25 protein-coding genes and 4 pseudogenes are annotated in these 24,672 nt (G+C 63.2%); 12 read left to right on the plus strand and 17 right to left on the minus strand.

The genetic code is table 11. The features are described from left to right. Positions 1–112: 112 nt before the first annotated feature. Positions 113–298 (plus strand): annotated as a pseudogene (locus QTI04_RS33325) (IS6 family transposase); the annotation flags it as partial. A gap of 70 nt (positions 299–368) precedes the next feature. Here QTI04_RS33325 and QTI04_RS33330 read toward each other — a convergent pair. Together QTI04_RS33330 and QTI04_RS33335 are read right to left on the minus strand one after the other, a co-directional pair. Then, positions 369–869, minus strand: a complete 501-nt coding sequence (locus tag QTI04_RS33330; protein WP_286619511.1) for a hypothetical protein — start codon at positions 867–869, stop codon at positions 369–371. Positions 870–1,276: 407 nt separating this feature from the next. Then, positions 1,277–1,894 carry a hypothetical protein gene (locus tag QTI04_RS33335; protein WP_286619512.1) on the minus strand — a complete coding sequence of 206 codons (618 nt, stop codon included), beginning with the start codon at positions 1,892–1,894 and terminating at the stop codon, positions 1,277–1,279. A gap of 209 nt (positions 1,895–2,103) precedes the next feature. On the opposite strand from QTI04_RS33335, the gene QTI04_RS33340 reads away from it, so the two are divergent. Next, positions 2,104–3,057, plus strand: a complete 954-nt coding sequence (locus tag QTI04_RS33340; protein WP_286619513.1) for a hypothetical protein — start codon at positions 2,104–2,106, stop codon at positions 3,055–3,057. Positions 3,058–4,300: 1,243 nt separating this feature from the next. Here QTI04_RS33340 and QTI04_RS33345 read toward each other — a convergent pair. From QTI04_RS33345 to QTI04_RS33380, 8 genes are read right to left on the minus strand one after another with little or no spacing between them, the layout of a single operon-like run. Beyond that, entirely contained in the window at positions 4,301–4,441 is a 141-nt protein-coding gene (locus tag QTI04_RS33345; protein ID WP_286619514.1) for a hypothetical protein, read from the minus strand. A gap of 40 nt (positions 4,442–4,481) precedes the next feature. Beyond that, positions 4,482–6,269 carry a thiamine pyrophosphate-binding protein gene (locus QTI04_RS33350; RefSeq protein ID WP_286619515.1) on the minus strand — a complete coding sequence of 596 codons (1,788 nt, stop codon included), beginning with the start codon at positions 6,267–6,269 and terminating at the stop codon, positions 4,482–4,484. A 25-nt stretch (positions 6,270–6,294) separates the two neighbouring features. Continuing rightward, the gene (locus tag QTI04_RS33355) at positions 6,295–7,722 is read right to left on the minus strand and encodes an aldehyde dehydrogenase family protein (RefSeq protein ID WP_286619516.1); all 1,428 of its coding nucleotides are present in this window, start codon (positions 7,720–7,722) and stop codon (positions 6,295–6,297) included. Further along, positions 7,722–8,090, minus strand: coding sequence for a cupin domain-containing protein (locus QTI04_RS33360; protein WP_286619517.1), 369 nt, complete (start codon positions 8,088–8,090; stop codon positions 7,722–7,724). Before QTI04_RS33360 ends, QTI04_RS33355 begins: the two co-directional genes overlap by 1 nt. A gap of 8 nt (positions 8,091–8,098) precedes the next feature. Next, complete coding sequence (locus QTI04_RS33365) at positions 8,099–9,076, minus strand: tripartite tricarboxylate transporter substrate binding protein (protein WP_286605406.1); 978 nt, start codon at positions 9,074–9,076, stop codon at positions 8,099–8,101. 31 nt (positions 9,077–9,107) lie between these two features. Continuing rightward, positions 9,108–9,896, minus strand: a complete 789-nt coding sequence (locus QTI04_RS33370) for an SDR family NAD(P)-dependent oxidoreductase (protein WP_286605405.1) — start codon at positions 9,894–9,896, stop codon at positions 9,108–9,110. Positions 9,897–9,938: 42 nt separating this feature from the next. Further along, a complete protein-coding gene (locus QTI04_RS33375) occupies positions 9,939–10,850 on the minus strand; it encodes a sugar ABC transporter substrate-binding protein (protein ID WP_286619518.1) in 912 nt (303 codons plus the stop codon). Positions 10,851–10,861: 11 nt separating this feature from the next. Beyond that, positions 10,862–11,536 (minus strand): hypothetical protein, encoded by a 675-nt coding sequence (locus tag QTI04_RS33380; RefSeq protein ID WP_286619519.1) that lies wholly within the window; start codon positions 11,534–11,536, stop codon positions 10,862–10,864. 75 nt (positions 11,537–11,611) lie between these two features. On the opposite strand from QTI04_RS33380, the gene QTI04_RS33385 reads away from it, so the two are divergent. Beyond that, positions 11,612–12,529: a LysR family transcriptional regulator gene (locus QTI04_RS33385; protein WP_286605402.1), complete on the plus strand. Its 918-nt coding sequence runs from the start codon at positions 11,612–11,614 to the stop codon at positions 12,527–12,529. A 369-nt stretch (positions 12,530–12,898) separates the two neighbouring features. Continuing rightward, positions 12,899–13,186: pseudogene (locus QTI04_RS33390) on the plus strand (alpha/beta hydrolase); the annotation flags it as partial. 283 nt (positions 13,187–13,469) lie between these two features. Here the strand turns inward: QTI04_RS33390 and QTI04_RS33395 are convergent. Further along, positions 13,470–13,840, minus strand: a pseudogene (locus QTI04_RS33395) (transposase domain-containing protein); the annotation flags it as partial. Here QTI04_RS33395 and QTI04_RS34415 point away from each other — a divergent pair. The 6 genes from QTI04_RS34415 (at position 13,776) to QTI04_RS33415 (ending at position 19,490) form a co-directional block, all read left to right on the plus strand. Then, positions 13,776–14,225, plus strand: a complete 450-nt coding sequence (locus QTI04_RS34415) for a CoA transferase (RefSeq protein WP_369292812.1) — start codon at positions 13,776–13,778, stop codon at positions 14,223–14,225. The pseudogene QTI04_RS33395 and the gene QTI04_RS34415 sit on opposite strands and share 65 nt — an antisense overlap. Positions 14,226–14,261: 36 nt before the next feature. After that, entirely contained in the window at positions 14,262–14,600 is a 339-nt protein-coding gene (locus tag QTI04_RS34420; protein ID WP_369292813.1) for a glutaminase, read from the plus strand. Between the two features lie 36 nt (positions 14,601–14,636). Further along, a complete protein-coding gene (locus QTI04_RS33400; RefSeq protein WP_286619520.1) occupies positions 14,637–15,488 on the plus strand; it encodes a transglutaminase family protein in 852 nt (283 codons plus the stop codon). A 10-nt stretch (positions 15,489–15,498) separates the two neighbouring features. Beyond that, positions 15,499–17,331, plus strand: a complete 1,833-nt coding sequence (locus QTI04_RS33405; protein WP_286619521.1) for an SLC13 family permease — start codon at positions 15,499–15,501, stop codon at positions 17,329–17,331. A 340-nt stretch (positions 17,332–17,671) separates the two neighbouring features. Further along, positions 17,672–18,436: a hypothetical protein gene (locus QTI04_RS33410; protein ID WP_286619522.1), complete on the plus strand. Its 765-nt coding sequence runs from the start codon at positions 17,672–17,674 to the stop codon at positions 18,434–18,436. Between the two features lie 661 nt (positions 18,437–19,097). Next, positions 19,098–19,490 carry a lipocalin-like domain-containing protein gene (locus QTI04_RS33415; protein ID WP_286619523.1) on the plus strand — a complete coding sequence of 131 codons (393 nt, stop codon included), beginning with the start codon at positions 19,098–19,100 and terminating at the stop codon, positions 19,488–19,490. Between the two features lie 213 nt (positions 19,491–19,703). Here QTI04_RS33415 and QTI04_RS33420 read toward each other — a convergent pair whose 3' ends face one another. The 5 genes and pseudogenes from QTI04_RS33420 to QTI04_RS33440 all read right to left on the minus strand — a co-directional run. Further along, complete coding sequence (locus QTI04_RS33420) at positions 19,704–20,063, minus strand: hypothetical protein (RefSeq protein WP_286619524.1); 360 nt, start codon at positions 20,061–20,063, stop codon at positions 19,704–19,706. Between the two features lie 514 nt (positions 20,064–20,577). Further along, a complete protein-coding gene (locus QTI04_RS33425) occupies positions 20,578–20,922 on the minus strand; it encodes a hypothetical protein (RefSeq protein ID WP_286619525.1) in 345 nt (114 codons plus the stop codon). A 6-nt stretch (positions 20,923–20,928) separates the two neighbouring features. After that, positions 20,929–21,153, minus strand: a complete 225-nt coding sequence (locus QTI04_RS33430) for a hypothetical protein (RefSeq protein WP_286619526.1) — start codon at positions 21,151–21,153, stop codon at positions 20,929–20,931. 4 nt (positions 21,154–21,157) lie between these two features. Then, the gene (locus QTI04_RS33435; protein WP_286619527.1) at positions 21,158–21,622 is read right to left on the minus strand and encodes a helix-turn-helix domain-containing protein; all 465 of its coding nucleotides are present in this window, start codon (positions 21,620–21,622) and stop codon (positions 21,158–21,160) included. Between the two features lie 233 nt (positions 21,623–21,855). Continuing rightward, positions 21,856–22,160: pseudogene (locus QTI04_RS33440) on the minus strand (ISKra4 family transposase); the annotation flags it as partial. 315 nt (positions 22,161–22,475) lie between these two features. Here QTI04_RS33440 and QTI04_RS34425 point away from each other — a divergent pair. Both QTI04_RS34425 and QTI04_RS33445 read left to right on the plus strand, forming a co-directional pair. Further along, positions 22,476–22,727, plus strand: a complete 252-nt coding sequence (locus tag QTI04_RS34425) for a Tn3 family transposase (protein ID WP_369292814.1) — start codon at positions 22,476–22,478, stop codon at positions 22,725–22,727. A 31-nt stretch (positions 22,728–22,758) separates the two neighbouring features. After that, complete coding sequence (locus tag QTI04_RS33445; RefSeq protein WP_286619528.1) at positions 22,759–23,838, plus strand: TIR domain-containing protein; 1,080 nt, start codon at positions 22,759–22,761, stop codon at positions 23,836–23,838. Positions 23,839–23,841: 3 nt separating this feature from the next. Here the strand turns inward: QTI04_RS33445 and QTI04_RS33450 are convergent, their stop codons facing one another. Then, the gene (locus QTI04_RS33450) at positions 23,842–24,507 is read right to left on the minus strand and encodes a toll/interleukin-1 receptor domain-containing protein (protein ID WP_286619529.1); all 666 of its coding nucleotides are present in this window, start codon (positions 24,505–24,507) and stop codon (positions 23,842–23,844) included. Positions 24,508–24,672: the final 165 nt, after the last annotated feature.

Consider the following 24,672-nt stretch of genomic DNA (forward strand, 5'->3'; position numbering starts at 1 on the left):
GCCCAACTCCGACAACCACTCTGACATCACGTTCCCATGTTGCTGTACATGGGAACGTAGCTTCATGGTCCATGGCGGCCGCCGCAAGGACGTGGTTTATTGAGCGCTTACGGACCATCGAGGCGTGAAGTCGCGCATCAAGCCCATGCTTGGCTTCAAGGTCTTCGATCAAGCGGCAGTGACGATCGCCGGCGTGGAGTTGATGCATCGCATTCGCAAGGGTCAATTTAATCTCAGCCGTCTGCGCCTCAAAGGCCAAGCCGCGCCCGCTATCTGGAAAGCAGTGCTTTCAGCTTGACCGTGCAACACGCTCACGAAGCCGCTCGGCCGCGCGAAAATTTTGCACCAGAGCCGAGAAGGCGTTGTAGTCAATCGACGACTGTCTCGATCACGAACTGCCCGCCGGCCGTGCTCCTGAACGTGGAGCTAAACGTTTTGCCGGCCAGCGAGGCAGCCGCGCCGGCCGCGACTTTGTAGACGCCCTTTGCGGTTCCTGAGAATCCGGTGACTTTTCCATCGGCCATGGTTAGGCTGCTCTTGCCATCGGTCAGAACGAACACCGCCGACATGCCGGGCCTGCGAATCACGCCGCTTCCGGCGAGCGCAACGGAGCTGCCCTTTTCTGATTCCCAAATGGTTGATCCGGTGAGGATGGCGCCGTCAAAATCGCCACCCTGGTTCTGGCAGCTGTAGCTACTGACAGAATAGGTATGCCCATCACGATCGCCAACAGGCTCCTGGGGCGAGAGGCCTACGGCCTGGCAGACCGACTTCTGCATCGGTGGTTTTTGCGCGAATGCGCCGGAGGAAACGGTGGCCGCAACGACGAAGGCTGCGAGATGGATCGCCTGAAATGCGCGATTGTTCATTGTTGTGCTCCTCGAAAAAAGAGGCCACATGAACGCTGCGCTTCACGGCGGCCTCGTACCGTCACAGGTCAGCCGCAGCGGTGCGCATCATGCGCTCGAAGAGGCGCGCGCTCAAGGAAAAGCGTGAACTGTCACGATCGTGTGACGCCGGGATTAGGGTGCAGCTCTTCGATCCCGTAGAAGAAAGTAAATCCGGTACCGGCCACGCGCGCCGATTGCCTCTGGCGGCTGCTCTCGTAGTCACAGATTTACCGCCACAGGAAAGAAAGTAAATGAGGTACTTCGCAACCGTGCGAAGTAAATTCGACTTCGCGAATCCAATGCGTCGAGGGCTGCGTAAGGTGTTGAATCATGAGGAGTTTCGCGCCGCCCTTCTCGACGCCCTGAACGCACCATGCCCACGAGGTTCAGCCCCAAACTGAGCAGGCGGGTCCGGACTGTTCAATCGGTCGACACTCGATCAGGTGGCTTCGCCTGGAAGCCCATCCGGCGCTGCTACGCCCCTGCAAACGCCCTATTCGCTTGCGTTCTGCTCCCAAGTCTCGGCTCGTTGATTCTGGGCCGAGCGCGACGATGGCGAACAGTTGCGACTCGTCGATGATGGTCAGGATGAACTCGCCCCCAACAAAAGGTGCGCGCGACTTGGGCGATTCCGGAGCAGCGGGAGACCGTTCGATTTGGTGGGGTGCGCGGCCGCTGATATTTGCCTGACGGTCAGAGGCAGCATTGGCGGCTGCGGAGAATCCGTCTTCCTTGCTTACTCGGAGATCGGCCATGAAGATCAAACTCAGTCTGGCGGTTTGCGACGGGACGGACGAGTCGGATGCGCAGCCGCTGCTGACCTTAGAGCTCGATTCGCAACCGAGCATCGAGACCCTGGGTCTGAGCTTGGCCAATGGAAGGTTGCCCTTACGCAGTTGCAGGCCCGGATCGTCACGCGCCAGGTCGAGTTGATGTCGGCCAGACAGCGGCAGTGCCCAGCCTGCGGCCTGGATCGGCCCCTGAAGGACTATCACGACGTGCACTACAAGAGCCTGTTCGGCCGCGTCGCCGTGAGAGTGCCAAGGTGGCAGCGCTGCGCCTGCTCTGTCCGCGCCGAAATCGCCGGTCGCCGACGCTGGATCTGTGCAGAGCTGGAGTACGTCCCGAGCCACTTGGCCGCCACGATTCCATATGCCAGGTCTTCTGAGTTGCTGGAGCTGCTGCTGCCGGTGGCGGATCTCGCCGCCGCGGCATGGACGGAGCCATCGGCAGCTGGCACCATGGGAAGGCTGTCGACCTAGGAGGCTCCATGTGCAGGGTTCTCTTGAATTCTCTAGTCGCGCTATTGACCTCATGGATCGGCGCAGCCACAGCCGACGTCTTCGATGCGCCAGTTCCAGCCGATGCATCCGTCATGGCGGCCGCGCCTGCGGTTTCCGAGAATCTCAAGCCGTTGGCGGGGAAGTGGACGGGCACACTGATAGGCGCACAGATGCAGCAGCAACACACGATCGTCGTCGAGCGCATCGAGCCTGGGCTCGCCTGGGTGATCTGGTCCGTTGGGACTGGCCGCGGACAGATGGCAGGTGGGCCGTCGACGTGGTACCGGATGCCGGGGACTGCGCACGGAGACGCCTTGGTGCTCAGTATCAACGGCGCCACAGCCACCTATAAGCTGGAGTCCAACGAAGAGATGAGTGTGGTTAGTGAGTGGGGTGGCTTCAAGATGAAGGGCAAGCTGAAGAGAGAGGTGGTGCCCGTCTCGCCATACGCATCCGATGGGCCGGGCCCGTACTGGCCACCTGACATCGTGCGGATGCAACCAGGCGAATCACAGAGCGCGGAAAAGGCGACGTTCCCAGATTCCCTGGTCATCAAACCGGCCGCGTCCGATACCCCTGCAGAGCGTTCGAAGTGGCTGGGAAAATGGTCTGGATGGTCCTGTCGCGCTCGAGGGTGCGACGTCAAGCTGGCGGTCCTCGACGTCACTCCCTATACCGCAAACGTTATTCAGCTCTTCGCCGCGAAGGGCTTTGTTCCAGACCAAAACGTCAGAGTTGCGACCTTTATCAACGACGAGCTCCGCCTGAAGGGTGGTGGCTATCGGGTGTCATACCGCATGCGTCCCGACGGAGTTGTTGAGGTTTTTCATGTCTCTCCCACTGGCTCGATGGCATGGGGAGTTCTGACGAAGGACCCCACTTGAGCGTCCACCTCCTTAGCCCCGAAAGCTAAGCATTTCCGCCCCGCATTTCCGAGACCGGACCGCTCTGCCAAGCGGCCAGAGGCCCCATGCTGACAGAAGCGAGACCGAATTCGCTCTCGTGGGAAGAATTCCGTGTCCGCGGCAGCAGCACTTCGAACTTCGCCCCGAAACAGCTCGTCCAGTCAGCGAACGAGCCGATGCTTCGTCTTGCCAGGCGCCTCGGCTTCGAGGTGAAGCTGGATCCGGACGACGCGTCCGTTCGCATCTGCAGGATGACGCTCGAACGGCCGATAGTCTCGGGGTACAGCGCACTCCACAAGTTGGGGTAACCGCATCTTGGAGTTGACCCGGTTCCGTGGACGGTTGCCGGCTTGTTCAAACCTTTTGCTTAGCGAATTGAACAACGTACGCGGAGCGTCGGGTGACGTCTGGACGCGGTACTTGTCGCGCTTGCGCTTTCTGCGGGCAACGGTGTCATTTTTCATCGAAGATTCGGTTACCCCAACGTGGAGATCCGTGCCGCCGTCGACTCACTCGCGCGCGGGGCTTAATGGTGCACTCCTGGCTCGCGCGGCGAGGCGTCTCCGATTGGCACACCGTTGGCATCCGCAAGACGCGCGGCTCTCGCTGACCGACAATCGCTGCTTGCGGGCTGTAGTCGCACGCCTTACGCTCTGGCTGAAGGTGCGGTCGCTTGACGACCCCGCCCTGGCAGTAAACGCCACCTACACCTCGGGGGGGCCAGCGCGTCGCGATTGGACCGAAGGGGGCGACCACTGGCTACAACGACGTTGGCAACATCGCCACGGAGCCGACCGAGAGGGGATGAATGCGACACTATTTTTGTTTAATCGTCGGCACGTTTGCCATCTGGACGCTGGCGGCATGCCACCATCCGACGCCAAGTCCTTCGATCGGCGTCGGCAATCCATATCCAGTCAGTAGCTACGTATGCAATGGGACACGCTTGGCTGTGCGCTTGATGGGAGACAGCGCCTCGGTCTCCGTTGACGGGGCGGCTGCTGGCGATCTTCCGGCGATCGGAGAGTCGGGGACCAAGTTCTCCAACGGACGCCAAACGCTGATCGTCGAGCAAGGCCGCACGTCGTGGGCCGTGGGACGCGCCATGCCGGTTGCGTGCACCGGCGGCTGACGTCAGCGAGAGTGCACCATAGAGCCACCCCCACCCGACTCCAGTTTAGAAATGACCGGATAAGGGGGAGACGTCAATTTGACCTGAGAATCAAGTCCCAACCCGTCCGCGCAACAGGGTCAAGTCCAGTTCATCAAGGAGTTCTTCCGCGGACGCACCGACCTGTTGGAGCGCAAGACGACCGACGAGTCGTATCGGCGCTTCGTCGATGATCTGCAGCACCCGGTTCAAGAGGCGCTCGTCACCCAATCGAGAACGGGCAATCACATTCTCAGCCCATCCACGGCTTGCCGAACATCGGTTCCTTGTAGGGAATCGGCGGCAGTTGCCAGGTGCCGGTGGAAGGTGGGCGGACTTCGGAGTCGACGTGCACGTCGATGACGCAAGGCCTGCGATTGCGCACGGCCTGCTCGACGGCGCCGCGCAGGTCTTCGCTGCGCGTCACGGTCACGCCGTCGGCGCCGCAAGCGCGTGCCCATGCCGCGAAGTCGGGGTTGTAGCGTTCACCGCCAGGCCCCTGCTTGCCCTTATAGAAGGCGGTGCCCAGTTCTCGGCCCTCGAAGAGACCGTATTGCAGGTCGCGGATCGCTCCCCATGCGAAGTTGTTCCACACGATCCACACGCAGGGCAGGTCGTACTCGACCGCGGTGGCGACGACATACGGCGCCATCATGAAACCGCCATCGCCGACCACCGCGACACAGGGCCGGTCGGGCGCGGCCAACTGGGCGCCGAGGACGCCGCAGACGCCGAAGCCCATCGACGAATAACCCCAGCTGTTCAGCATGCTCTGCGTGCGCTTCGGCTTCCAGAACTGCATGAACCAGTTGTGATGCACGCCGGAATCGAGCGAGAGGATCACGTCGTCAGGGAGGACGTCCTGCAGCGAATCGACAACGTACTCGGGTCGGATCGGCGTCGTGATGGCGCTGAAGTTCGGTCGCACGAAAGCTTCCCACTCGGCCTGCCATTCCGCGACTTGCGCACGCCAGGCGCCATAGTGCGCGGCCTCGATCTCGCGCCGTTGGCCGAGCCCGGCCAGCATTTGCGCGCTGAATACCTTGGCATCGGCAATCACGCCAAGCGTCGGCGGATAGTTGCGCCCGAGTTCCAGCGGATCGATATCGACGTGCAGCAGCCTGGTGCTCGGGAAGTTCCACGAATAGCCCGGATGCCAGCTCGACGACGAGCGGTCGTCGAAGCGCGTGCCGATGCACAGCACCAGGTCCGCATGACGGCCGGCCTGGTTGGCCGGATAGGCGCCGTTGCGGCCGATGAAGCCGAGCGTCAGCGGATCGTCCGCCGGCACGCAGCCCATGCCGTTCGGCGAGGTGATGACGGGAATGCCGAGCTGCTTCGACAGCGCCGTGATCTCCGGCCCCGCCTCCGCGAGCGTCGCGCCATGGCCGATGAAGAAGACCGGCTTTTTCGCCGCGGCCAGCAGGTCCAGCACGGCGGCGACGTCGGCATCGCTCGCGCCCGGACGGTGCGAGCCGTGCCGGTGCGATACCGGCGGCACCTCGACCTCGGCTTCTTCCTGGAAGACGTTGTACGGAATGTCCATGTTCACCGGCCCCGGCCGGCCCGTGACCATGGTGTCGAAAGACTGGCGCAGCGCGAGGGGCAGCATGTCCACGCGCGTCGGCTGGAAAGTGCGCTTGACGACGGGGCGCAGCACCTGCGCGAAGTCGGCCTGGTTGTGCGCGTACAGCTCCTGGAAAGGCGCGCGGTTGGCCTGCGAGGTGGGCACGTTGGCAGTGATCGCCAGGAAGGCCGACGAGTCCGACAGGGCAGTCGCGAGCGACATCACCATGTTGGCCGATCCGGGGCCGGTGGAGGTCAGTGTCGCGACCGGTTCGTGCTTGACGCGGAAGTAGGCGTCGGCCATGTGACCCGCGCACTGTTCGTGCCGCGGCGACACCATCTTTATCTTGTCGCGCACCTGGTGCAGCGCATCGAGGATGCCGACGTTGCCGTGCCCGCAGATGCCGAACACGTACGGCACCTTCTGCTTGACGAGGTATTCGGCGATGAGTTCGCCGCCCTTCATGGTTGCCATGGGTATGTCTCTTTCTTTCGGGGGATCAGGCCAGCAGGGTGACCATGCGTTCTTCGCTCATCTCGCGGATCGCGTAGTGCGGACCTTCGCGGCCGAAGCCGCTGTCCTTGGAGCCGCCGTAAGGCATCAGGTCTACGCGCGAGCTGGAGGTCTCGTTGATGTGTACCCCGCCGACTTCGAGCCGCCGCGCGGCCTGGATGGCGTCGTCGAGGCGGTTGGTGAACACGCCGGTGGCCAGGCCGTAGGGCGTGGAATTGACACGGTCGATCGCGTCCTCAAGGCGGTCGAAAGGCACGACGCACATGACGGGGCCGAACACCTCCTGGCAGCCGAGCGGCGTAGCCGGGTCGACGTCGGCGAGCAGCGTGGGCGGTACCACCGCGCCGCGGCGCTCGCCGCCCGCGAGCCTGCGCGCGCCGGCTGCCATGGCCTCGTCGATCCAGCGTTCGATACGCTGGGCCGAGGCTTCGCTGATGACAGGGCCGACGACCGTGCTCGCATCCGAAGGGTCGCCGTAGGGCAGCGACTCGACCATGTCGGTGAGCCGCCGCTCCACCTCGGCCGCAATGGCCGTGTGCACCAGCAGCACCTGGACGGACGTGCACACCTGTCCCGCCTTGCGGTAGCCGGCGTTGACGATCTTCGGCAGCGCCGCGTCGAGGTCGGCGTCATCGCAGACCACGCAATGCGCGATCGAGCCCAGCTCCATCTGCGTGCGCCGCAGGCCCGCGCGCTGCTGGATTGCGCGGCCTGCCTCGGTGCTGCCCGTGAATGCGTAGAAGCGGACTGCGCGCTCGTCCAGGAGCCACTGGGCGACCTGCGCGCCGCCGTGCAGGACCGAGAGCAGCCCGGGCGGCAGGCCGGCCTCGAGCAGCGCCTCGGCAAGGATGCAGGCCGTCACAGGCGTGTGCAAGGAGGGCTTCAGAATCACCGCATTGCCGGCAGCGAGTGCTGGGCCCACCTTGTGGGCCACCGTGTTGAGCGGCGCATTGAAGGGTGTGATGGCGCAGACCACGCCGAGTGGCACGCGCAAGGTGAAGCCGATGCGGCCTGCCTGGCCGGGCGCGCCTTCCATCGGCACGAGCTCGCCGCTGAAGCGACGGGCCTCCTCGGCCGAAAGCCGCAGCGTTATGGCCCCGCGCCGGATCTCGTTGGCAGCGTCGTGACCGGTGAATCCAGCCTCCGCCCGCATCACGGCCACCAATTCGTCAGAGCGGCGCTCGATGATGGCGGCTGCGCGATCAAGGATCGCACCGCGGGCGTATGCGTCAAGCGTGCTCGCGCGAAAGGCCCCTTCGGCGCCAGTCACCGCCAGTGCCACCTGCTCGCGGGAGGGCAGTTGGGCGAGCGCCCATGGTGCCTGCCGATATTTGTCGAGAACGCTGCTGCTGTCGCAGCCGTCCTGCCATTCGCCTGCCACCAGCAGGCGGCAGGTACGCGTGTCGGCCGCCATCACAGCGGCTCCTCGTCGGTCACTGGCGTCGTGATGACGAGGAAGACCAACGGCACCGTTCCGTTGTTGGTGAACCCGTGACGCACGCCTGGAGGGACGAACACGTAGTCGTGGCGGCGCAGCAAGTGGCGCTGGCCGTCCAGCGTGAGGAGCCCCTCGCCTTCCAGCACGTGATAGACCTGTTCCTGTACCTCGTGCACGTGCGGCTCCACGAACGCCATCGGCGCGTAGCAGGAAATGCGGTGATCGATGCGTCTGGAGCGGCAGGTCTGCGGTGTGACCAACGGCTTCGACAGCGCACCACCGAAGTGGCCGGGATATTGCAGCCAGTCGATCTCGGCGACATTGGCGAGGAAAGAGTCAGTCATCTGCGGCCTCATTCAGGCTTGATGCCGGAGGATTCCGCCACCTTCTGGAAGCGCTCGACTTCCTCTCGCTGGTACTTCGCGAATTCCTCCGGACCGAGCGGCAGCAGTTGGGTACCTGCCTTCTGGGCATACGCGCGGGCGGCATCCGACGCCACGATCTTCATCGTGGCTTCCGCCAGCTTGCGCGTGATGTCGTCGGGTGTCTCGGAACGCACGTGAATGGAGGTCCAGGTGTCGTAGACGAACTCCGGATAGCCGCTCTCCTTCACTGTCGGCACGCTCGAAAAGAACGGATGCCGGGCTTCGTCCGTGACGGCCAAAGCGCGGATGCGATGGCCCTGCAGCAGCGGCGTGGCGCCGGCCAAGTCGACGATGGCCCAGTCCAGATAGCCGCCCGCGACGTCGGTCAATACCTGCGTGAGGCCCTTGTAGGGAACGTGCGTGTACTTGAAGCCGGCGGAATTAGCGAACCAGTCGGCCGCCAGGTGGAAGCCTTCGGAGGCCGTCCCCGCGTTCAAAGCGGACTTCTTCGACGCTGCTACCAGCTCGGGCAGCGTCCTGTAGGGCGAGCCGGGAGGGACCACGATGGCGGTCATATTCTTGGTCAAGCCCGCCACCGGCTTGAAATCCTTGGCGGCATCGTAGGGAAGATCCTTCACCATCACCACGTTGGTGACCAGCGGTGCCGTACTGCCCAGAAGCAACGTGTAGCCATCCGCCGGCTGGCTCTTCACGAATGTTGTCCCGATCGAGCCGCTGTTGCCGCCCGGACGGTTCTCAACCAGCACCGGTTGACCGAGCGCGGCCGACAACTTTTCGCCAAAAAAGCGGGCGGCCGCGTCCGAGCCACCGCCAGGCGTAAAAGGCACGATCATGCGGATCGGCTTGTTCGGAAAGGTGGCTGCCCCCTGCGCAAAGGCAGGGGCGCACAGCGCGAGGCCAGCGGCCAGGAAAAGGCGGCGCGCGCCGAGGACGGTCTTGTGCATGCTGTTGTCTCCTTTGGTCTTGAGGTGACGATCAAGACGCGGTGGCGCCGCTGTCCACAAGCTCGATACGGCCCGTGATTCGCTTTGATTCGTCAGAGGCCAGGAACAAGGCCATGTGGGTCAAGTCCTCGATCTCGATCGGTCCCAGCAGGTGTGAAGGGACCTCCGGCCGGTGGTGGCGGTTCTTCTTGTCGAAAATACGATGGTTGGGGAAGTCCTGCTGGAACTTGGTCATGCGCGGGCTGATCACGACGCCCGGGGCAATGCAGTTGACGCGGATGCCGTCGGGAGCGTACTCCACGGCCATGGAGCGAGTCAGCGCAATCACCGCTCCCTTGGCGGCGGTGTAGCAGTCGCGCCCCGAGGTGCCGATGGTGGCGTTGTAAGAAGCCGTGTTGATGACCGAGCCCCCGCGGCCGGCTTTCTGCATGGCACGGATCCCGAAGCGGCTGGAGAGAAAGGTGCCTAGCAGCTCCAGCTTGATGCATCGCCAGAACTCCTCCATGTCGACAACCGTCACCATGTCATCGTGCGGGGTGGATCCGCCAGCATTGTTGTACAGGATGTCGAGATGGCCGCCGAAAGCCGCCGTGCCTTCGGCAACCGCCTGCTCGACGGATGCCTCGTCTGTCACGTCGCAACGAACGAACTTGGCCTTGCCACCATGGGCGCGAATGGATTCCGCCAGGTCCGCGCCGCGAGCTTGGTCGATCTCGGCCACAACCACCGCCGCACCTTCGCTGGCGAAGCGGACGGCGGCAGCGGCACCGATGCCGGCACCGCCTCCGGTAATGAACGCAACCTTGTCTTTCAAACGCATGGAATGAGTCTCCTGAGTGTGTGGATGGAAAGGAAAGGGTTTTCAGGCGATCTGAGATCCGGCCTCGCTGGCGACCACTTGGTCCCAGTCCGGGCAGACGCGCTGTTCGTACGGTCTGTCCCACTCGGCCGCATTACCAGCATCGATGATGTCGGACGCCAGATCGATGCGGCGAGTTACGCGCTCGCCGCGCAGGTGGCGTAGAGCCATCTCGACGGCCAGGCAGCCGAAGCGGTGGGTGTTGAAGGAGGCGGTGGCGGCCAGGGTGCCTGCCCGAACGGCAGCGACGGCATCCGGCGTGCCATTGATACTCACCATGGGCACCCTGTGTCCGGTTTGCGCGAAGGCTTCCAGCGCCCCCATCGCCATCAGGTCGTTGGCGCTCAGGATTGCATCGAGTCGTGCGTGCCGCGACAACAACGTCAACGCCGCCTCGCGACCAGGCGCGTGCTGGTAGTAGCCCGACACCACGTCCACCAACTGCATGTCGGCGTACTGCGCAAGTGCTTGTTCGAATCCCCTGCGGCGCTGTGGGGTCGTGATGGAGTCTGGGTGGCCTTCGATGATGGCCACCTTGGCATCCGGGCGCAGACGAGGCAGCACGGCGTGCGCGAGCGCGGCGGCCATGCGCGTGTCGTCGGACCCGATGAAGCCCACCCATCTCCCTGCAGTCGGCTCGCTCACGAACAGCACGAGAGGGATGTCCGCAGCGTTGACGCGCGCGATGGCATCGTTGATGGCGCTGGCGTGCGCAGGCAGCAGAATGATCGCGTCCGGTCGATCGACGATGGCCTGATCGATCAAAGCGGATTGCTGCTCAGGGCTGTCGGCCATCTCCGGCGCACGATGGTCCAGGGTGCAACCCATGCGTTGTGCCACCGTGCGCGCACCAACCAGCGCCCCGCCGTACGCGGGGTTGGTATGGTTCTTGGTGATGATGCGAAGGTGTTCCAATGTGTCAGGCCTCAAGAGGGGTTTCGGGCGGCGAAGCAGAGTCGGTAGACCGCAGCCTGGACAGGTTGGCGGCAGCCGGTGAGCGACTGGGCCGCTTCAAGGACCCGTTCGCCCGCATCGAGACTGTCGGTGTCGAACAGCAGCGCCCAGGCGATCTGCGCGTCCGGACCGTTGCGCAACCCCTGTTCGGTGCTGGACGGCCCGGGCGCCTTGCGTTCAGCGGCCAACGCAGTGACCTGCAGCACGCCGGGCGGACTCAGAAGCTGATCGCAGGTCGCGGGCGCATCGACCAATTCGCCGCACGGCGAGGCCAGCGCCGCCAGGAATCCGCCTTGGGCATGCCCCGCGCGGCCTGTGATGACGCAGACCGTGCGCGACATGTTGCGGAAGTGGCGCATCGCCTCGCGTGTCCACCCGCTGGGCGCATCGACGCGGGCGCGATAGGCATCGCTGTTCAGCACCTCGGGTGCGGTCACGCGGTAGGCGCCGAAAATCTCGGCGCCAGTGCCGGCAACCCGATCAAAGCGGCGTGCCTCCATGAAGCCCGGGATCGCGAGGCGCTCGAAGTGATGCTCCCGGCCATACCATTCGCGCACCGTGGCACTTTGCCCGGGCGCCACGTCGTGCCAGATCGCCAGCATGCCGCCGGCGCTGGCGGCAAGCAATGGGGTCGTGGGTGCATCCATGGGAACCAATGGTCGTTCCGGAACCCTTAACCGTCCATTCGCTAATATTCCGTAACCGATAACTGAAAGTTTGGAATGGAATTGAATCTGCGCGACCTACGTTACTTCGAAGCGGCGGCGCAGACCGAGAATTTGGGGCGTGCCGCGGAGACCATCGCCCGCAGCCAGCCAGCGTTGACCAAGGCCATCCGCCGCCTCGAGCAAACCGTGGGCGGGCCACTGTTCGAGAAAGCCGGCCGCGGCGTGCGACTCACGCCCGTGGGCCAGGTGCTGCTGGAGGAAGCCAGGCAGCTGCGCGTCTCGGCGGACGAGGCGCTGCGCCACGTCGCCGATTTCTCCCAGGGCGTGGCGGGGCTGGTGCGGATCGGCAGCGGGACGGTTAGCGTCGGCGCGCTGCTGCCGCAGGTGTGCCACGTGCTGCTGTCGCAGGCGCCGAAGGCGCAGGTCAGCATCGAGGTAGGGGCGAGCTTCGATCTGCTGGAGCAGTTGAGGCAAAAGCAACTCGACCTCGTCGTCGGCCTGCTTCCGCCGGAGAAGGATGAGTTGCTCACACGGCATCCCTTGGCAATGGAGGAAGTCGTGGTTGCCGGCCGCAGAGCCCACCCGATCTTCAAGGCACGGCGCATCAGCCTGGAGATGCTGCTTGACTATCCATGGGTGCTACCCAAACCGGAAGCCCCGAGCCGCCAATGGCTCGAGGCCGCTTTCGCGGCTCACGGTCTCCCGCCACCGAACGTTCAGATCGAAGCAAACTCCATCCCGCTGCTGCCGCAGTTGATCGCGGGCACCAACCTCCTGAGCTTTGTGTCACGACACACGATTGCGTCCGAAAAGCACGCGCGACTACGCGAAGTACAGCCGTCGCTCCTAGTGCTCCGACGCGAACTGGGAGTGAGCTCCCGCAGCGGTGGCTATCTTTCGCCGGTGTCCCGGCGTTTGCTCGAACTGCTGAAGCAGCGCGTCCCCGCGCTGCTCGTCGGCGAGTTCGAGTGAAGGTCATGGCCAGTGGTGATTGGAGAGCATCTCATTCCTGGGGGTGTGCGCTGCAGCAAAGAGATCGATACCGGAAGGCACTGCTGGCCGGTGTCTTCGTCGAGCGGCGCCGCTAAGGATTTTGTTGCGATGCGCACCCCCAGGAATGAGATGCTCTCCATTGCCGACATCGAGCTGATGCACATGATCAAGAAGGGCCAGTTCGATTGCGCTGAAGGCCAAGGCTAGTCTGCAGCGTCGAAGTTCTATTCCCTGGCCTTGTGAACGGACGGGCGGCAACCGTCTCCTTGGACCAGCGCTTGATGCTCGACTGCAGGTCAACACCTGATGGACTGAACTTGGTCAGTTCGTGTAGGCGATGCGGCTGTTTTCAAGGAACAGCTCATGCCGATCCTGGGAATATCTCACGTGCCGATGACTGTCTACGCGTCGTCGAAGGACAAGGCGCTCGTGACATCTGTCAAGTTGCATGGCTTCACGCGCGTCGGCTCGGCAGGCAAGGAGATCGTCTTTGGAGATGGCCTTGAAACCATTGACGCAACAAATATCGACACCAACTTCCTTGGGCACTCCTACTTTGGTGACTCCCCAAGGCTGATTGAGGATATTCGTTCGCTTGTCGTTGATGGGCAAAAAAGCATCGGCGCGCGGGCTTAGGCCCCGCCCCACCGGGTCTGTTCCGCGGTACTGGGAAATCCAGCAGTGACCGAGGACCCGGCGCTGGGCGGAGTACCTCAGGCGCGGTTGCCGAGTACGCGATGAGGAAGAAGCGCACGCGGCGCGAGAGGTTCTTGGCCGATATGGGGCGCGTCGTGCCGTCGTCTCGTCTGATGGCCGTGGTCGAGCCGCTGTTGCTGAGGGATGCCTTTAGAAAGTGAGCGGCTTGTCATCCCCCGTGACGTGACGGTATCGATGCACCGATGCTCTCGTCGGCCAGAGATCAAGCGAGTGGCGCGACCCAGCGGTGTGGCAAGAGCTCTTCGATGCGGCTGTCGAGGTGGCTGGGAAGCCGCTCGAGCACGTCGCGAAGGTAGGCCCAGGGATCGTGTCCGTTGAGCTTTGCTGACTGCACCAGGCTCATGACGATCGCCGCGCGTTGACCGGCCAACCCGCTGCCGCGGAAGAGCCATGCTCGCCGGCCCATGGCCCACGGCTTTATTTGGCGTCGATCAAGTTGCTATCGATTGGCACGGACCCGTCTTCGAGGTGCTGCGTCAGGGCGTCCCTGGCGTTCAGGCTGTAGTCGATGGCGCCGGCGATCGAGCCGCCGTCGGGCACACGGCCGCGCTCGAGCTTCAGCCAGATATGCAGTTCCTTCCACAGGCCGATCGAGCCCCAGTTCTTCGCCGATCTGTGTGAGCAGCTAGGCGTCGATCCTTCATTGGGAAGCCCGCAGCGTGACAAGGCACGCTGCCCGGCCTTGCGGGCCGAGTTGGGCCGAATCCTTCGCAGCCGCACGCGCGACGAGTGGACTGCCTCGATCGAAGGAAGCGATGCGTGCTTCGCACCGGTGCTGACGCTCAGCGAGTCGCCCTCGCACCCGCGCAACGCGGCGCGCAATGCTTTCGTGGAGATTGAAGGCGTCCGGCATCCGACGCCCGCACCGCGGTTTTCGCGCAGCCCTTCTGCCATTCAGGGCCCTTCCGCCCGACAGTCCTCGCCCGTCGCGCAAGTCCTTGAGCGCTGGATGCGTTGAGAGGACGACACGTCTGGTTCCCACCCGGTGCCTGGAATGACACAGTGCGCGCTGAATGTCACCGCCCGAGACTTGGCGGTCATGTCCGCCACCCTGGGCAACGGCGGCGTCAATCCCTTCACCCGGCAGCGCATAATCAACGGCATGCGCTGCCAGCACGCGCTGGCAGTGAAGGTGACGGCCGGGCTCTACGAAAATTCGGGCGCGTGGGTATGCGCACCGGCCTGCCGGGGAAGAGCGGCGGCAGCGGCTGCTCGTCGCCACGGCGCCCGGCAAGGGCGGGCTGTGCGCCTTCGCACCTGCCCCTCGACGAGGCGGGCAACAGCGTCAGGGGCCAGCTTGCCGCTAGGTTCCTCGCCGAACCCCTGGGGCTGAAGCTGTTCGCCTCCGAGCCCTGGGGAGTTTCCACACATGAAACGCATCCGCATCACCCACCACACGCAGTATCACTACCACGAGCCGGTCAGCTTCGGTCTGCACCGCGCGATGATGCGGCCGCGCGAAGGGCACGATGTGCATATCGCCAGCGGCCGCGTCGAGATCGAGCCCAGGGCCAACGTGCGCTGGCTGCGCGATGTCTACGACAACTCGGTGGCCATCGTCAGCTTCGAGGAGCCGGGGCGCGAGCTTCGCATCTTCAGCGAGGTCGATGTCGATCTTTACCACGACGCACCTATCGATTGCCTCATCGATCCTGGCGCGCGTACCTTCCCGTTTCAGTACGCGCCGAACGAGCAGCTGGAACTGATGGTCTACCGCCTTCCCAGCTATCCATACGACGGCCCCGCGCTGCAGACCTGGCTGAGCGAGCTCTATTGTCCCGGGCAGATCATCGAGACCTTCGATCTGCTGAACCGGCTGAACTCGCGCATTCACGACTCCCTGCAATACAACGAACGCTACGCTCCCGGCGTGCAACTGCCCCACGAGACGCTCGAGCTGGGTAGCGGGTCCTGCCGCGACTATGCGGTGCTTATGATGGAAGCCGCGCGCTACTGGGGCTTCGGCGCGCGCTTCGTCACCGGCTACATCCAGTTGAACGAGGGCCAGCACGGCGCCACCCACGCCTGGACCGAGATCTACGTGCCCGGTGCGGGCTGGCATGGCTTCGATCCGACGAACAACAAGCGCGTCGGCAGCGAACACGTCACCGTTGCCGTCGCCCGCGAACAGGAGAAGGCCTCACCGCTGTCTGGCTCCTGGTCGGGTCCGGCCGATGCCTTCAAGCGCTTGGTGGTTTCGGTGCAAGTTGTCGCCCTATAGGCCAGTGTCGATGACTGCCGAACTCGGTCTCGTCCTCGCGCTGCTCGCTGCCGCGATCGCGATGTTCGCGATCGGCAACCCGCGCATGGACGCGGTGGCGCTGCTCATGCTGACGCTGCTGCCCTTCACCGGCGTCATCAACATGCAAGAAGCGCTGGCTGGTTTCAGCGATGCCAACATCGTGCTCATTGCGGCCCTGTTCGTCATCGGCGAAGGCTTGGTGCGTACCGGCGTGGCCCAAGGTCTGGGCGACTGGCTCATCAGGAAAGCCGGCAACAGCGAGGTCCGACTGCTCGTGCTGCTGATGGGCGTGGTTGGGGCCATGGGCGCGGTGATGAGCTCGACCGGCGTCGTGGCGATCTTCATTCCGGTGGCGCTGCGCATCGCGCAAAGCACCGGCATGGCGCCCAGCCGGCTGATGATGCCACTTTCGATGGCCGCGCTGATCAGCGGCATGATGACGCTGGTAGCGACCGCGCCGAACCTCGTCGTCAACAGCGAACTGGTGCGCAGCGGTACAGAGGGCTTTCACTTCTTCAGCTTCACGCCATTCGGCGTGCCGATCCTGATCCTCGGCATCCTCTACATGTTGTTCGCGCGGCGTTGGCTGGCCAGCCAGCAAAAATCTGCCTCCGGCAGCGCGCGACGCCCCAGCCTGCGTGCATGGATCGACACCTACAAGCTTGCGGACCGTGAATACCGGCTGCGCGTCGGCGCCGGCTCGACACTCGTCGGCAAGACGCTCGCGCAACTCGATCTGCGCCACAGCTCGGGGGTGAGCATCCTCGCCATCGAGCGCAAAGGCCGCTTCGCCGCCGACTTCATCGCCCCCGCGGCAAAGACCGAGCTGAAGGCGGGAGACATCCTGCTCGTCGATCTGTTCGCGCCCAAGCTCGACATCGAGGCCCTGCGGCAGCGCTTCGCACTGGAAGCGTTGCCGCTGTCCGGCGACTACTTCGCCGACCGCTCGCAGGACATCGGCATGGTCGAAGTGATGGTCTCGGCCGACTCGGGGCTCGCCGGCAAGTCCGTCGTCGAAGCACGCTTCCGCACGCACAACGACCTCACCGTCATCGGGCTGCGGCATGGCGCCGACGCGCAGGAACACGGCCTGATGGACGAGCCGATGAACGTGGGCGACACCCTGCTGCTGATCGGCTCCTGGAAAGCCATCGACAAGCTCCGGCTCAATGCCGGCGATCTGCTGGTGCTGAACCTGCCGGCGGAACGCGACGAGATTCTGGCGGTGTCGGGCAAGTCCATGCACGCGCTCTTCTCCCTGATCCTGATGATCGTGCTGATGGTCAGTGGCATCGTCCCCAACGTGCAGGCCGCGCTGATCGCCTGTCTGCTGATGGGCGCGATGCGCTGCGTGGACCTGGACAGCGCCTACCGTTCGATCCACTGGAAGAGTCTGGTGCTGATCGTCGGCATGCTGCCCTTTTCGCTAGCGCTGCAGCGCACCGGCGGTGTCGAACTCGCGGCCGAGGCCTTAATGTCGGTGATCGGCGGCGCGGGCACCCACGCCGTGCTGGCAAGCCTGTTCGTGGTCACGGCGCTGCTGGGCCTGTTCATCTCCAACACCGCCACGGCCGTGCTGATGGCGCCGGTTGCACTGGCCATCGCTAACGAGCTTCAAGCATCGCCCTACCCCTTCGCGATGATTGTCGCGCTCGCGGCCTCGGCCGCCTTCATGACACCGATCTCTTCACCGGTGAATACCTTGGTGGTCGGGCCCGGCAACTACGTCTTCGGCGATTTCTTCAAGGTCGGCCTGCCGTTCACGGTGATCGTCATGATCGTCAGCGTCGTGCTCGTGCCCGTGCTGCTGCCGCTGCGTTAGGTCCTGCCAATTGATGACAGCGCACTCATCGCCTGTGGTCTGTCGGCCGCCAGCGCGAGTGCCTTGCCGACGTCGCGGTAGGGTAGCGTGGCCGAGATCAGCGGCTTGAGATCGACGAGTCACTGTTCCGCAGTTCCACCGCCACGGCGAATTGAGCGTGGCATGCACAGCGCCATCATCCGTAGAAGAAAGTAAATCACTTTCTTCTACGATTTGCGTGGCGTCGAATCGCGTTTCACGGTCCAGTACAGCTGAACGACAAGATCTCAGCAAGCAACCAAAGCGCTCGTACTGCTGACGGTCGACGCGGTAAAACGCAAACGTCCCGGTGATCTGTCAAGTGCTCGGCCACGCTCTGGGGTACGGCGACCTCTCCTACGCCGATGGTTATCGCGATGAGCTTGCCTACATGAGCGACTGGGCAATTATTGACAACGACGGCTCGCTCGCCCATCACTGCGGCTATCACAAGTTGCAGGCCAATTGGATCCCGGGGTGCGATCCCAATCTCCCCTCCTTTGATGGCCCGCGCGATTGCGGCGCCGACATCGCGAGCACAGAATGCCTTATGAGACCCATCATCCGATGGCTGATTGATAGCCAGGCCGCTGCGCCAGCGCCAAGAGACGCTGACGCGCTGACGACTTCCCAACTGATCGAGTTGATCAAGTTTTACGAAGAGGCATCTGGAAAGACGAAGGCCCATGCGTGGGCGCAGTCAACATGGGTTCTGGCGGTGAACGGTGCCATCCTGGGCTTCTCGCTCAAGTTTTTCATTGAACAGATGAAGATGCCGGGCGTGATCGCCCTGATCTGGGGGATGGCAGTGGCTGGCCTAATCCTGTCGGGCTATCTGACCTACGTTCACAAGGAGTTGGGCGTGCACCTCAGCAACTATTGGGAATGCGCTGACCGTGTAGCACGGATGTCGAACCCTCTGACCGAGATCATTCGCCCAGACCCATCACCAAACACGCCAAAGAAGATCCCAGGCTTTATGAAGCGTCTGATGTGGCCACCTGCACTTTTCGCTCTCTCACATGCTGGCTGGGCAATCTTCGCTACCGTCTACTTGTACTGCGTCATCGGACGCACGGCGTCGTAAAGAGACGATAGGAAGCACCGAAGCGTCCAAATCGGAAGGAAGCAAAGGGAGCAGCACAGTGGCGACGCCGAGAAGGGCGACAGCAGTCGGTTCTGGATCTGGTCGATGTACGGGCAGCGTACGGAAAAAGCAACTGCTCGCCTGAGCCACTGATGCACTGCGCGAAGACGCACGGGCGCTCAATCTCAAGGCGCTGCACGAGGTGTCGTTGCCAAGCGCGGGCGCTATCGCAGCACCTGTTGCAACGAGATGCTAACCTAGCCGACACCACGTTCCGAGGCAGACGGCTGACCTCTATCAGGCCCCCGTTGCTCCCCCGAACTGTGCTGGCGGGGTGTCAGTTTCCCGCAGTAGTCTCGCGTCCACTCCGCGACATCCGCTTCGACCCGCTCGCCAAGGATGGAAGCCGCGTCAAGCAATCGAAACATCCAATCTTGTTCTTGAGGTCGTATCGGTTCACCATCATCGGTTCGGGCGAGCAGGCACCCCATGCGGGCGACATCGCCAGAACGTTTCAGCAGATCAACGGCGAAGATGAGAGGGGGTTCCCATGAGAACGCACACTCGGTTGCCCGGTTCCATCGTCTGCCTGGGCTTCCTACTATTCCTTCCGTTGGCGACTGCAAAGGACAAGGCAACTCAGCCCAGCGGAGTCTGGGCGGTGTCGAGCATCGTCATCCGCGAAGTCGATTCCGGGGCAGTCCGAAACTTGTTGGGAGAGAAACCTGTCGGCCATGCGATCTTCACTCGCAGCGGCCACTTCGCATGGGGATGGGTCGGCGACGATCGCAAGTCTCCGGCCGGGCCGGTGGCGACCGATGAGGAACGCGTCGCGCTGTACCAATCCGCAGCCTTTGGCACCGGCTCCTACCGCGTGGAGGGCACATCGGTGTTCCTGCGCTACGCCTCGTCGTGGAACCAGATATGGACCGGGACGGAACGGAAGGCAGACATGCGAGTTTCAGGCAAGACGCTCACGTGGAAATCGCCGCCGTACAAGCTCCCTGATGGCAAGGAGGCGATGGCGGTCATCACGCTTGAGCGGATCGAGTAGGAGGCTGCCGATCGTTTGGCTCGCGGCCCGGTCGGGATCGCAGCGCTGCACCGAGTGGTGCATCAGGCCTCCGGCGATCGACGGAGGAATGCTTGTATCAACGAAGCCGACTCTAACGAAGCACGTCGTTTGCAAGCAGCAAAATCCGCTGCGGGATCTACGCCCAGCTCAATTGGCCGCCCTCATGTTGATCACCAACTCGGGGTAAGCGGACTATTTCTGCGGATCGACGCGGTCGCGAGAAGTTTTCCTTTGAAATTCAACAGCTTGCGCCCGGCAGTCTTCGCGCACAGACGGGCGCCGTAAGTGGTTGTCGTCCATATGGATTTCTGCCCTGACCGTATCAAACGACACGAAAAGGACGATCACCCCTTGTTTTGCATCGATCACGCCATCAGCAACGTGACGATGGCATGGAGGGAAGTGTTCGGGCGATTTCGGCCAAGCGACCTGCTGAAGCATCAGCCATGCACTGCCGTCGGCGAGCCCGTAGAAGATGAAGGAGCTGCGTGGCTTGCGCCATGCAGCCCACGGCGACGGGTCGGTGTCCGCCGCCTTCGCGACGACGGGCATCTCGATGGGAGCCGGCGCAGCGAGTGGCCGCCTGCCGCCCATGCCCCGCGCCGCCGACCTCCACAAAGAGCTGGACCCGCGTGCCCGAAGCCAGTACCAGCTGGCCCGCCGGCGCGTGACGCGCCGGACGGGTTTCCCAATGGTCTGCGATCCCCTCCCCCGGGATCCACTCGATGTGCTCCTGGAGGACCGGCAGCGGCGGCCGCGTCGCCACTCGCACACGCAGCACCGGCAGCGATAAGCGGCCCGCCGCGTGCAATACCTCGATGGCCAATCGCCTCAGGAGATTGACCGCGCCCGCGAAACAGTCCGGGCGCTCCTGACTCGCTTCATGGGCGAAGTGCCACTTGTTGACCTCGCCGCGCTTCGCCATCAGGGGCGCGCCGCACGCATCGCACCGACAACCGCAGGCCGCACCGCGCGGCACGTCCCCGACGAATCGAATCACCCCAGCCTGGTCGACGCCGGCGAAGATCGAGAGGGAGTTCATGGCAGTGTGACCGTGGCCTAACGCTCAGATGAGCTTGGAAGCCTTCGCCAAGTAGGCGGCCGTCTGCGGAAGCCCGCGGAGTTCCAGCGCCCTGACCAGTTCCTGGGCTGAGCGCGCGGGACTTTTCCAGCTTGCGCGCATCTCCTTGATGGCAATGAGCGCCGTGAGCTCATGCAGCTCGAGCTGGTTCATGATGAATTCGTCGGGATGCTGCGCCTCGATGTGGTGGACCGCGAGCACCGCCGCCGGAAAATCCTTCAGGTTGTAGGTCACGATGGCATCCGCATGCCCCACGATCGTCGCGGCCAGAACATGGCGGTCGTCGGGGTCGGGCAACTCGAGGCCCGCGATGAGTTTCTCGTGGCCCACCACGAGTCAGCCCGGCACCGCCTCGCGCATGAGCAGCACGGTGCGCTCGATCGCCTTGGCCTGCGCAGGCATCTTTTGTAGGAGGTTGTGGGTCCACTCGGCCTCGATCGCCGTGCTCCAGCGCGCGTGGTACAGCCCGGCGAACGTCAGCCGCATCAGGAGGTCACGCACGAGCTGCGGGTACAGCACGCAGGCGTCGAGGATCGCGGTGAAGCGCGCGGAGCCCGCCATCGACTCAGAACTCGAAGCCGGCGTCCTGGGACACGCGCGCCAACTCGTCGAGCGCGGCGCGGGACTTGTCGCGCGACGCCGCCTGGTAGGCCATCAAGTCTTCGAAGGCGATACGCCGGTGGCGGCCGACCTTGCGATGCTTCAAGCGCCCTTCCTCGATTTCCTTGATTACGAACGGACGCGAGACGTTCAGGATGGACGCCGCTTCCTGCGTCGTCAGTTCGGCCTCCTGCGGCACGAGCATCAGCGGCTGGCGCGCGGCCATGCTGCGCAGCACATGCGCGAGCAGGTGCAGCGCCCGGGGCGGCAGCTTCAGCACGGGGGCCTCGTGGCTGTCGTCGTCCAGGTCGAGCGTCACGTCGATGTAGTCCGCCTTCGAATGGTCGAGCGCGGCCACCAGGCACTGGTGGGCAGCGGCGGCCATTTCCGCCTCGGCGGGCGTCGCGCGTTGCAGCACTTCGCTGGTCATCTCGTTCTACTTGCAGTTGCCTTGCTGTTGATCGGGACGTGCCTCTCTCGGACGTCTGATTCATTAGAGCACAAACGCAATAAACGCAGTATTCGAAGTAAACGAACATTCGCGTTTTTGCCAAGCCGGCTGTTCAGGGGCCCGCTGGCACCGCCCTTCTCTTCCACCGCCCTGCGCCGGGAGCTTCCAACCCTTCCGCGCGATTCGGAGAGCATCCAGAAGTTGGGTGTGTCCTACGCCGCGAGCTCCTCCCATGCTCCGTCACCAAAGCCCGGATACCACTTCCGGAACGCCGCGCAGAGCGCATCGTTCAGGACGTGGACTCGGACTTGAAGGAGCAAATGCGCTCACGCGGAGTCCAGCGCATCTGCTGCTTCTTCCTGAATCGCTTGGCGACCACCTGGTTGACGGCAGATTCGACGAAGCCGGTGGAAATGCGCTCGCCACATCTGTATCGCTCGCCGTAGTTGACGATGGCGCTCGCATTGTTGTCGATGTAAATGAAGAACTCATTGAGCGCGCGAGAGAGCTTTTTCATAACGACCGAAGGTGAACATTGACGCCAAGGGGCTGGTGCACTTGCCGCCGATCAATGCGTTGGACGAGGAAGTCGAAGCTCGCAATACCCGAGAGGCAGTCTTCAAGCACATCGGACAAGTGCAGTTGCCCGACCTGCTGATGGAGGTCGACGCGGCGACACAATTCAGCGAAGCGCTGCTGGCCCGCCGCCCTGAGTCTGGCCACGAATTGCTGGCAGTCTATGGTGCGCTGCTTGCCCATGGGAGCGACAACGACGCCGCCGGGGTGGGATCGATGATTCCTGGTCTAGACGCAGCTTATGTCGCCGCGGCCCATGCGGGGCATCGAATTCAGTGGCCGCCTGCGGCGAGCCAACGAACGGGTCTCGGAGTACCAGAACTCCCTGCCCATCGCCGCCTTGTGGGGAGACGGCGCCAAAGGGTCGGCAGACGTGATGGCCATGGATGCCAGTCGGCACTTGATCGGACACGAACTCGCAGAGCCAGTCAGCGAGACTGCGTTGGGGTCAGAGAGCGACGACCTTAGTCGGAACAGGAGCGGAAGGTCGCTGGATGCACGGCCTTGAGTCAGAATGCGAACAACACGCGAGGGGACGGATGAAGGTCTTTCTTAGTTGGTCCGGCACACGCAGTCAGTTTGTCGCTCACGCACTGCGTGACTGGCTTCCGGGCGTCCTGCAAGTGGTGGAGCCGTGGCTCTCGTCAGACGACATCGAAAAAGGCACGAAATGGATGAGCGGGCTCGAGCGGGCGCTAGCAGAGACACACCTTGGCATCGTATGCCTTACCACAGACAACTTGGACGCCACTTGGCTTCATTTCGAGGCGGGCGCAATCTCGAAGCTCACCAGTACGGCACGCCTCTTTCTCTACAACCTTGACGTCGCTCCTGCGGAAATCAGCGGCCCGTTGGCTCAGTTTCAGGGGATCAGTGCAGATCGCGCGGGGACTCGTAACCTCTTGTTATCACTGAACCAGCAGACATCCGGCCCGGTACTGCCTGAAAAAACGCTGGATAAGGCATTTGACCTGTGGTGGCCGCAACTGGAAGCATCGCTCGCGGCAATTCCATCGCCGGCGCCAAGGCGACGGTCACTTCTGACGCTGGAAGACAAGGTGGACCAGATCCTGAGTTTCATCGAAACCCTCACGATACGGCCTGCCTCGGGGGCCACTCCGACGCCGAAATCACAAAGCGCCCGGGTGACTCCCGTTTCGAGATCAAGAGCGAAGCGACCGCGGGCATTCATCGGATCTTCTGCGGAGGCATTGCCGGTGGCAAATGCGATTGCACACCTGCTTGAACAAGTTGCTGAATGCGATGTCTGGGCCCAAACGTCGTTCCTTGCATCTAGTGAAACTTACATCGAACACCTCAACGACGCTCGGCTCTCCTACGATTTCGCAATCTTTGTCATGACTGCAGACGACATCCCCACATCACGAGGCGTTCCTGCCCCAGCGCTGCGCGACGATCTTGTGTTCGAGCTCGGATTTTTCTCGGGCGCCCTTGGCCGTGCGCGGACATTTCTTCTGGTGCCGGAGTCATTGCAGCGGCTGCCCTCTGACCTTACATTCGTCACAACGACGGTTTACAAATCAAGAGCCGATGTGAACCTACTTGCGGCACTGGCTCCGGCGATGTCACAAATCAAGCGGGCAATGGGTATCGGCTAGTGCCTAGTCCCATACTCGTTGTCGGGGCGCCGTTAGTGCGTTGTCAGTGACGTTGACGGGGGTCGCCTCAGCCGTGCTAGGCCAGCGCAGGCCCGCTAGCGTTCGCAACCACGAGAACTTCTCTTCGTCGGGGCCTGACAGTAACGGTTCAAAGTCATCCAGGTAGACAGGGATAACGACCTTGCCGACCCTGCGCGCAAGTTCCAACTCCCGAACAGCCCAGCCGCTCCGAAATGTCCCTTCCGATAGCAGGACGACGAAAACGTCTGACACATCGATCGCGCGCACGATTTCCTCCCCGGCGAAGTCACCATTGACGCGCGTGCTGGTGTCGAGGAACGCCTCGACATCCCCCCGCCGCAGGGCTTCGCTGAGCTCAATTGCTTGCAAACGCCGGTCGTGACTGTATGAAACGAATGCCCGAATCTGCTGTCGAGCAGCGTTGGCGTTCGCGGCCGAGCGCGGATCGACCCTTTGGATGATCTCTAGCGTGATCTGGTCCGGTGTGACCAAGAGGCCCGGAGGAGCTGATCGACGCTTCAACTCCGCGATCTCTAGCTCGGTCTTCTGCGTGCTCAGTTCCCCGTGCTTGATTTCCACGTCGAGCTTCTTCTCGGTCTTGCGAAGCATCAACAAGTCGATGATGGTTTTAATCGCATCTGCAAACATGTTGGCTCCCCCTCGAATTCATCTCAGGAAATGGGCTGTCGTCCGCAAGAATACCGTCCGCGCCAGTGCAATAGGTCGACTGCGGCACGTTCAGAGCGATTTCTACAGGTCGGGCGGACTTGCGAGGCCCTGCTACGCGCTCTCGAGCTTCGGCGCCAGCGAGTA

This window comes from Variovorax sp. J22R115 (genome assembly GCF_030317005.1).
GTDB lineage: Bacteria > Pseudomonadota > Gammaproteobacteria > Burkholderiales > Burkholderiaceae_C > Variovorax.

What these genes read in the sequence shown, in the direction of transcription:
- QTI04_RS33330 (WP_286619511.1), bottom strand. Translation starts at nt 869, where the DNA reads ATGAACAATCGCGCATTTCAGGCGATCCATCTCGCAGCCTTCGTCGTT.
- QTI04_RS33340 (WP_286619513.1), top strand. Translation starts at nt 2,104, where the DNA reads ATGGACGGAGCCATCGGCAGCTGGCACCATGGGAAGGCTGTCGACCTA.
- QTI04_RS33350 (WP_286619515.1), bottom strand. Translation starts at nt 6,269, where the DNA reads ATGGCAACCATGAAGGGCGGCGAACTCATCGCCGAATACCTCGTCAAG.
- QTI04_RS33355 (WP_286619516.1), bottom strand. Translation starts at nt 7,722, where the DNA reads ATGGCGGCCGACACGCGTACCTGCCGCCTGCTGGTGGCAGGCGAATGG.
- QTI04_RS33360 (WP_286619517.1), bottom strand. Translation starts at nt 8,090, where the DNA reads ATGACTGACTCTTTCCTCGCCAATGTCGCCGAGATCGACTGGCTGCAA.
- QTI04_RS33365 (WP_286605406.1), bottom strand. Translation starts at nt 9,076, where the DNA reads ATGCACAAGACCGTCCTCGGCGCGCGCCGCCTTTTCCTGGCCGCTGGC.
- QTI04_RS33370 (WP_286605405.1), bottom strand. Translation starts at nt 9,896, where the DNA reads ATGCGTTTGAAAGACAAGGTTGCGTTCATTACCGGAGGCGGTGCCGGC.
- QTI04_RS33380 (WP_286619519.1), bottom strand. Translation starts at nt 11,536, where the DNA reads ATGGATGCACCCACGACCCCATTGCTTGCCGCCAGCGCCGGCGGCATG.
- QTI04_RS33385 (WP_286605402.1), top strand. Translation starts at nt 11,612, where the DNA reads ATGGAATTGAATCTGCGCGACCTACGTTACTTCGAAGCGGCGGCGCAG.
- QTI04_RS34415 (WP_369292812.1), top strand. Translation starts at nt 13,776, where the DNA reads ATGGCGCCGGCGATCGAGCCGCCGTCGGGCACACGGCCGCGCTCGAGC.
- QTI04_RS34420 (WP_369292813.1), top strand. Translation starts at nt 14,262, where the DNA reads ATGACACAGTGCGCGCTGAATGTCACCGCCCGAGACTTGGCGGTCATG.
- QTI04_RS33400 (WP_286619520.1), top strand. Translation starts at nt 14,637, where the DNA reads ATGAAACGCATCCGCATCACCCACCACACGCAGTATCACTACCACGAG.
- QTI04_RS33405 (WP_286619521.1), top strand. Translation starts at nt 15,499, where the DNA reads ATGACTGCCGAACTCGGTCTCGTCCTCGCGCTGCTCGCTGCCGCGATC.
- QTI04_RS33420 (WP_286619524.1), bottom strand. Translation starts at nt 20,063, where the DNA reads ATGCCCGTCGTCGCGAAGGCGGCGGACACCGACCCGTCGCCGTGGGCT.
- QTI04_RS33430 (WP_286619526.1), bottom strand. Translation starts at nt 21,153, where the DNA reads ATGGCGGGCTCCGCGCGCTTCACCGCGATCCTCGACGCCTGCGTGCTG.
- QTI04_RS33435 (WP_286619527.1), bottom strand. Translation starts at nt 21,622, where the DNA reads ATGACCAGCGAAGTGCTGCAACGCGCGACGCCCGCCGAGGCGGAAATG.
- QTI04_RS34425 (WP_369292814.1), top strand. Translation starts at nt 22,476, where the DNA reads ATGCGGGGCATCGAATTCAGTGGCCGCCTGCGGCGAGCCAACGAACGG.
- QTI04_RS33445 (WP_286619528.1), top strand. Translation starts at nt 22,759, where the DNA reads ATGAAGGTCTTTCTTAGTTGGTCCGGCACACGCAGTCAGTTTGTCGCT.
- QTI04_RS33450 (WP_286619529.1), bottom strand. Translation starts at nt 24,507, where the DNA reads ATGTTTGCAGATGCGATTAAAACCATCATCGACTTGTTGATGCTTCGC.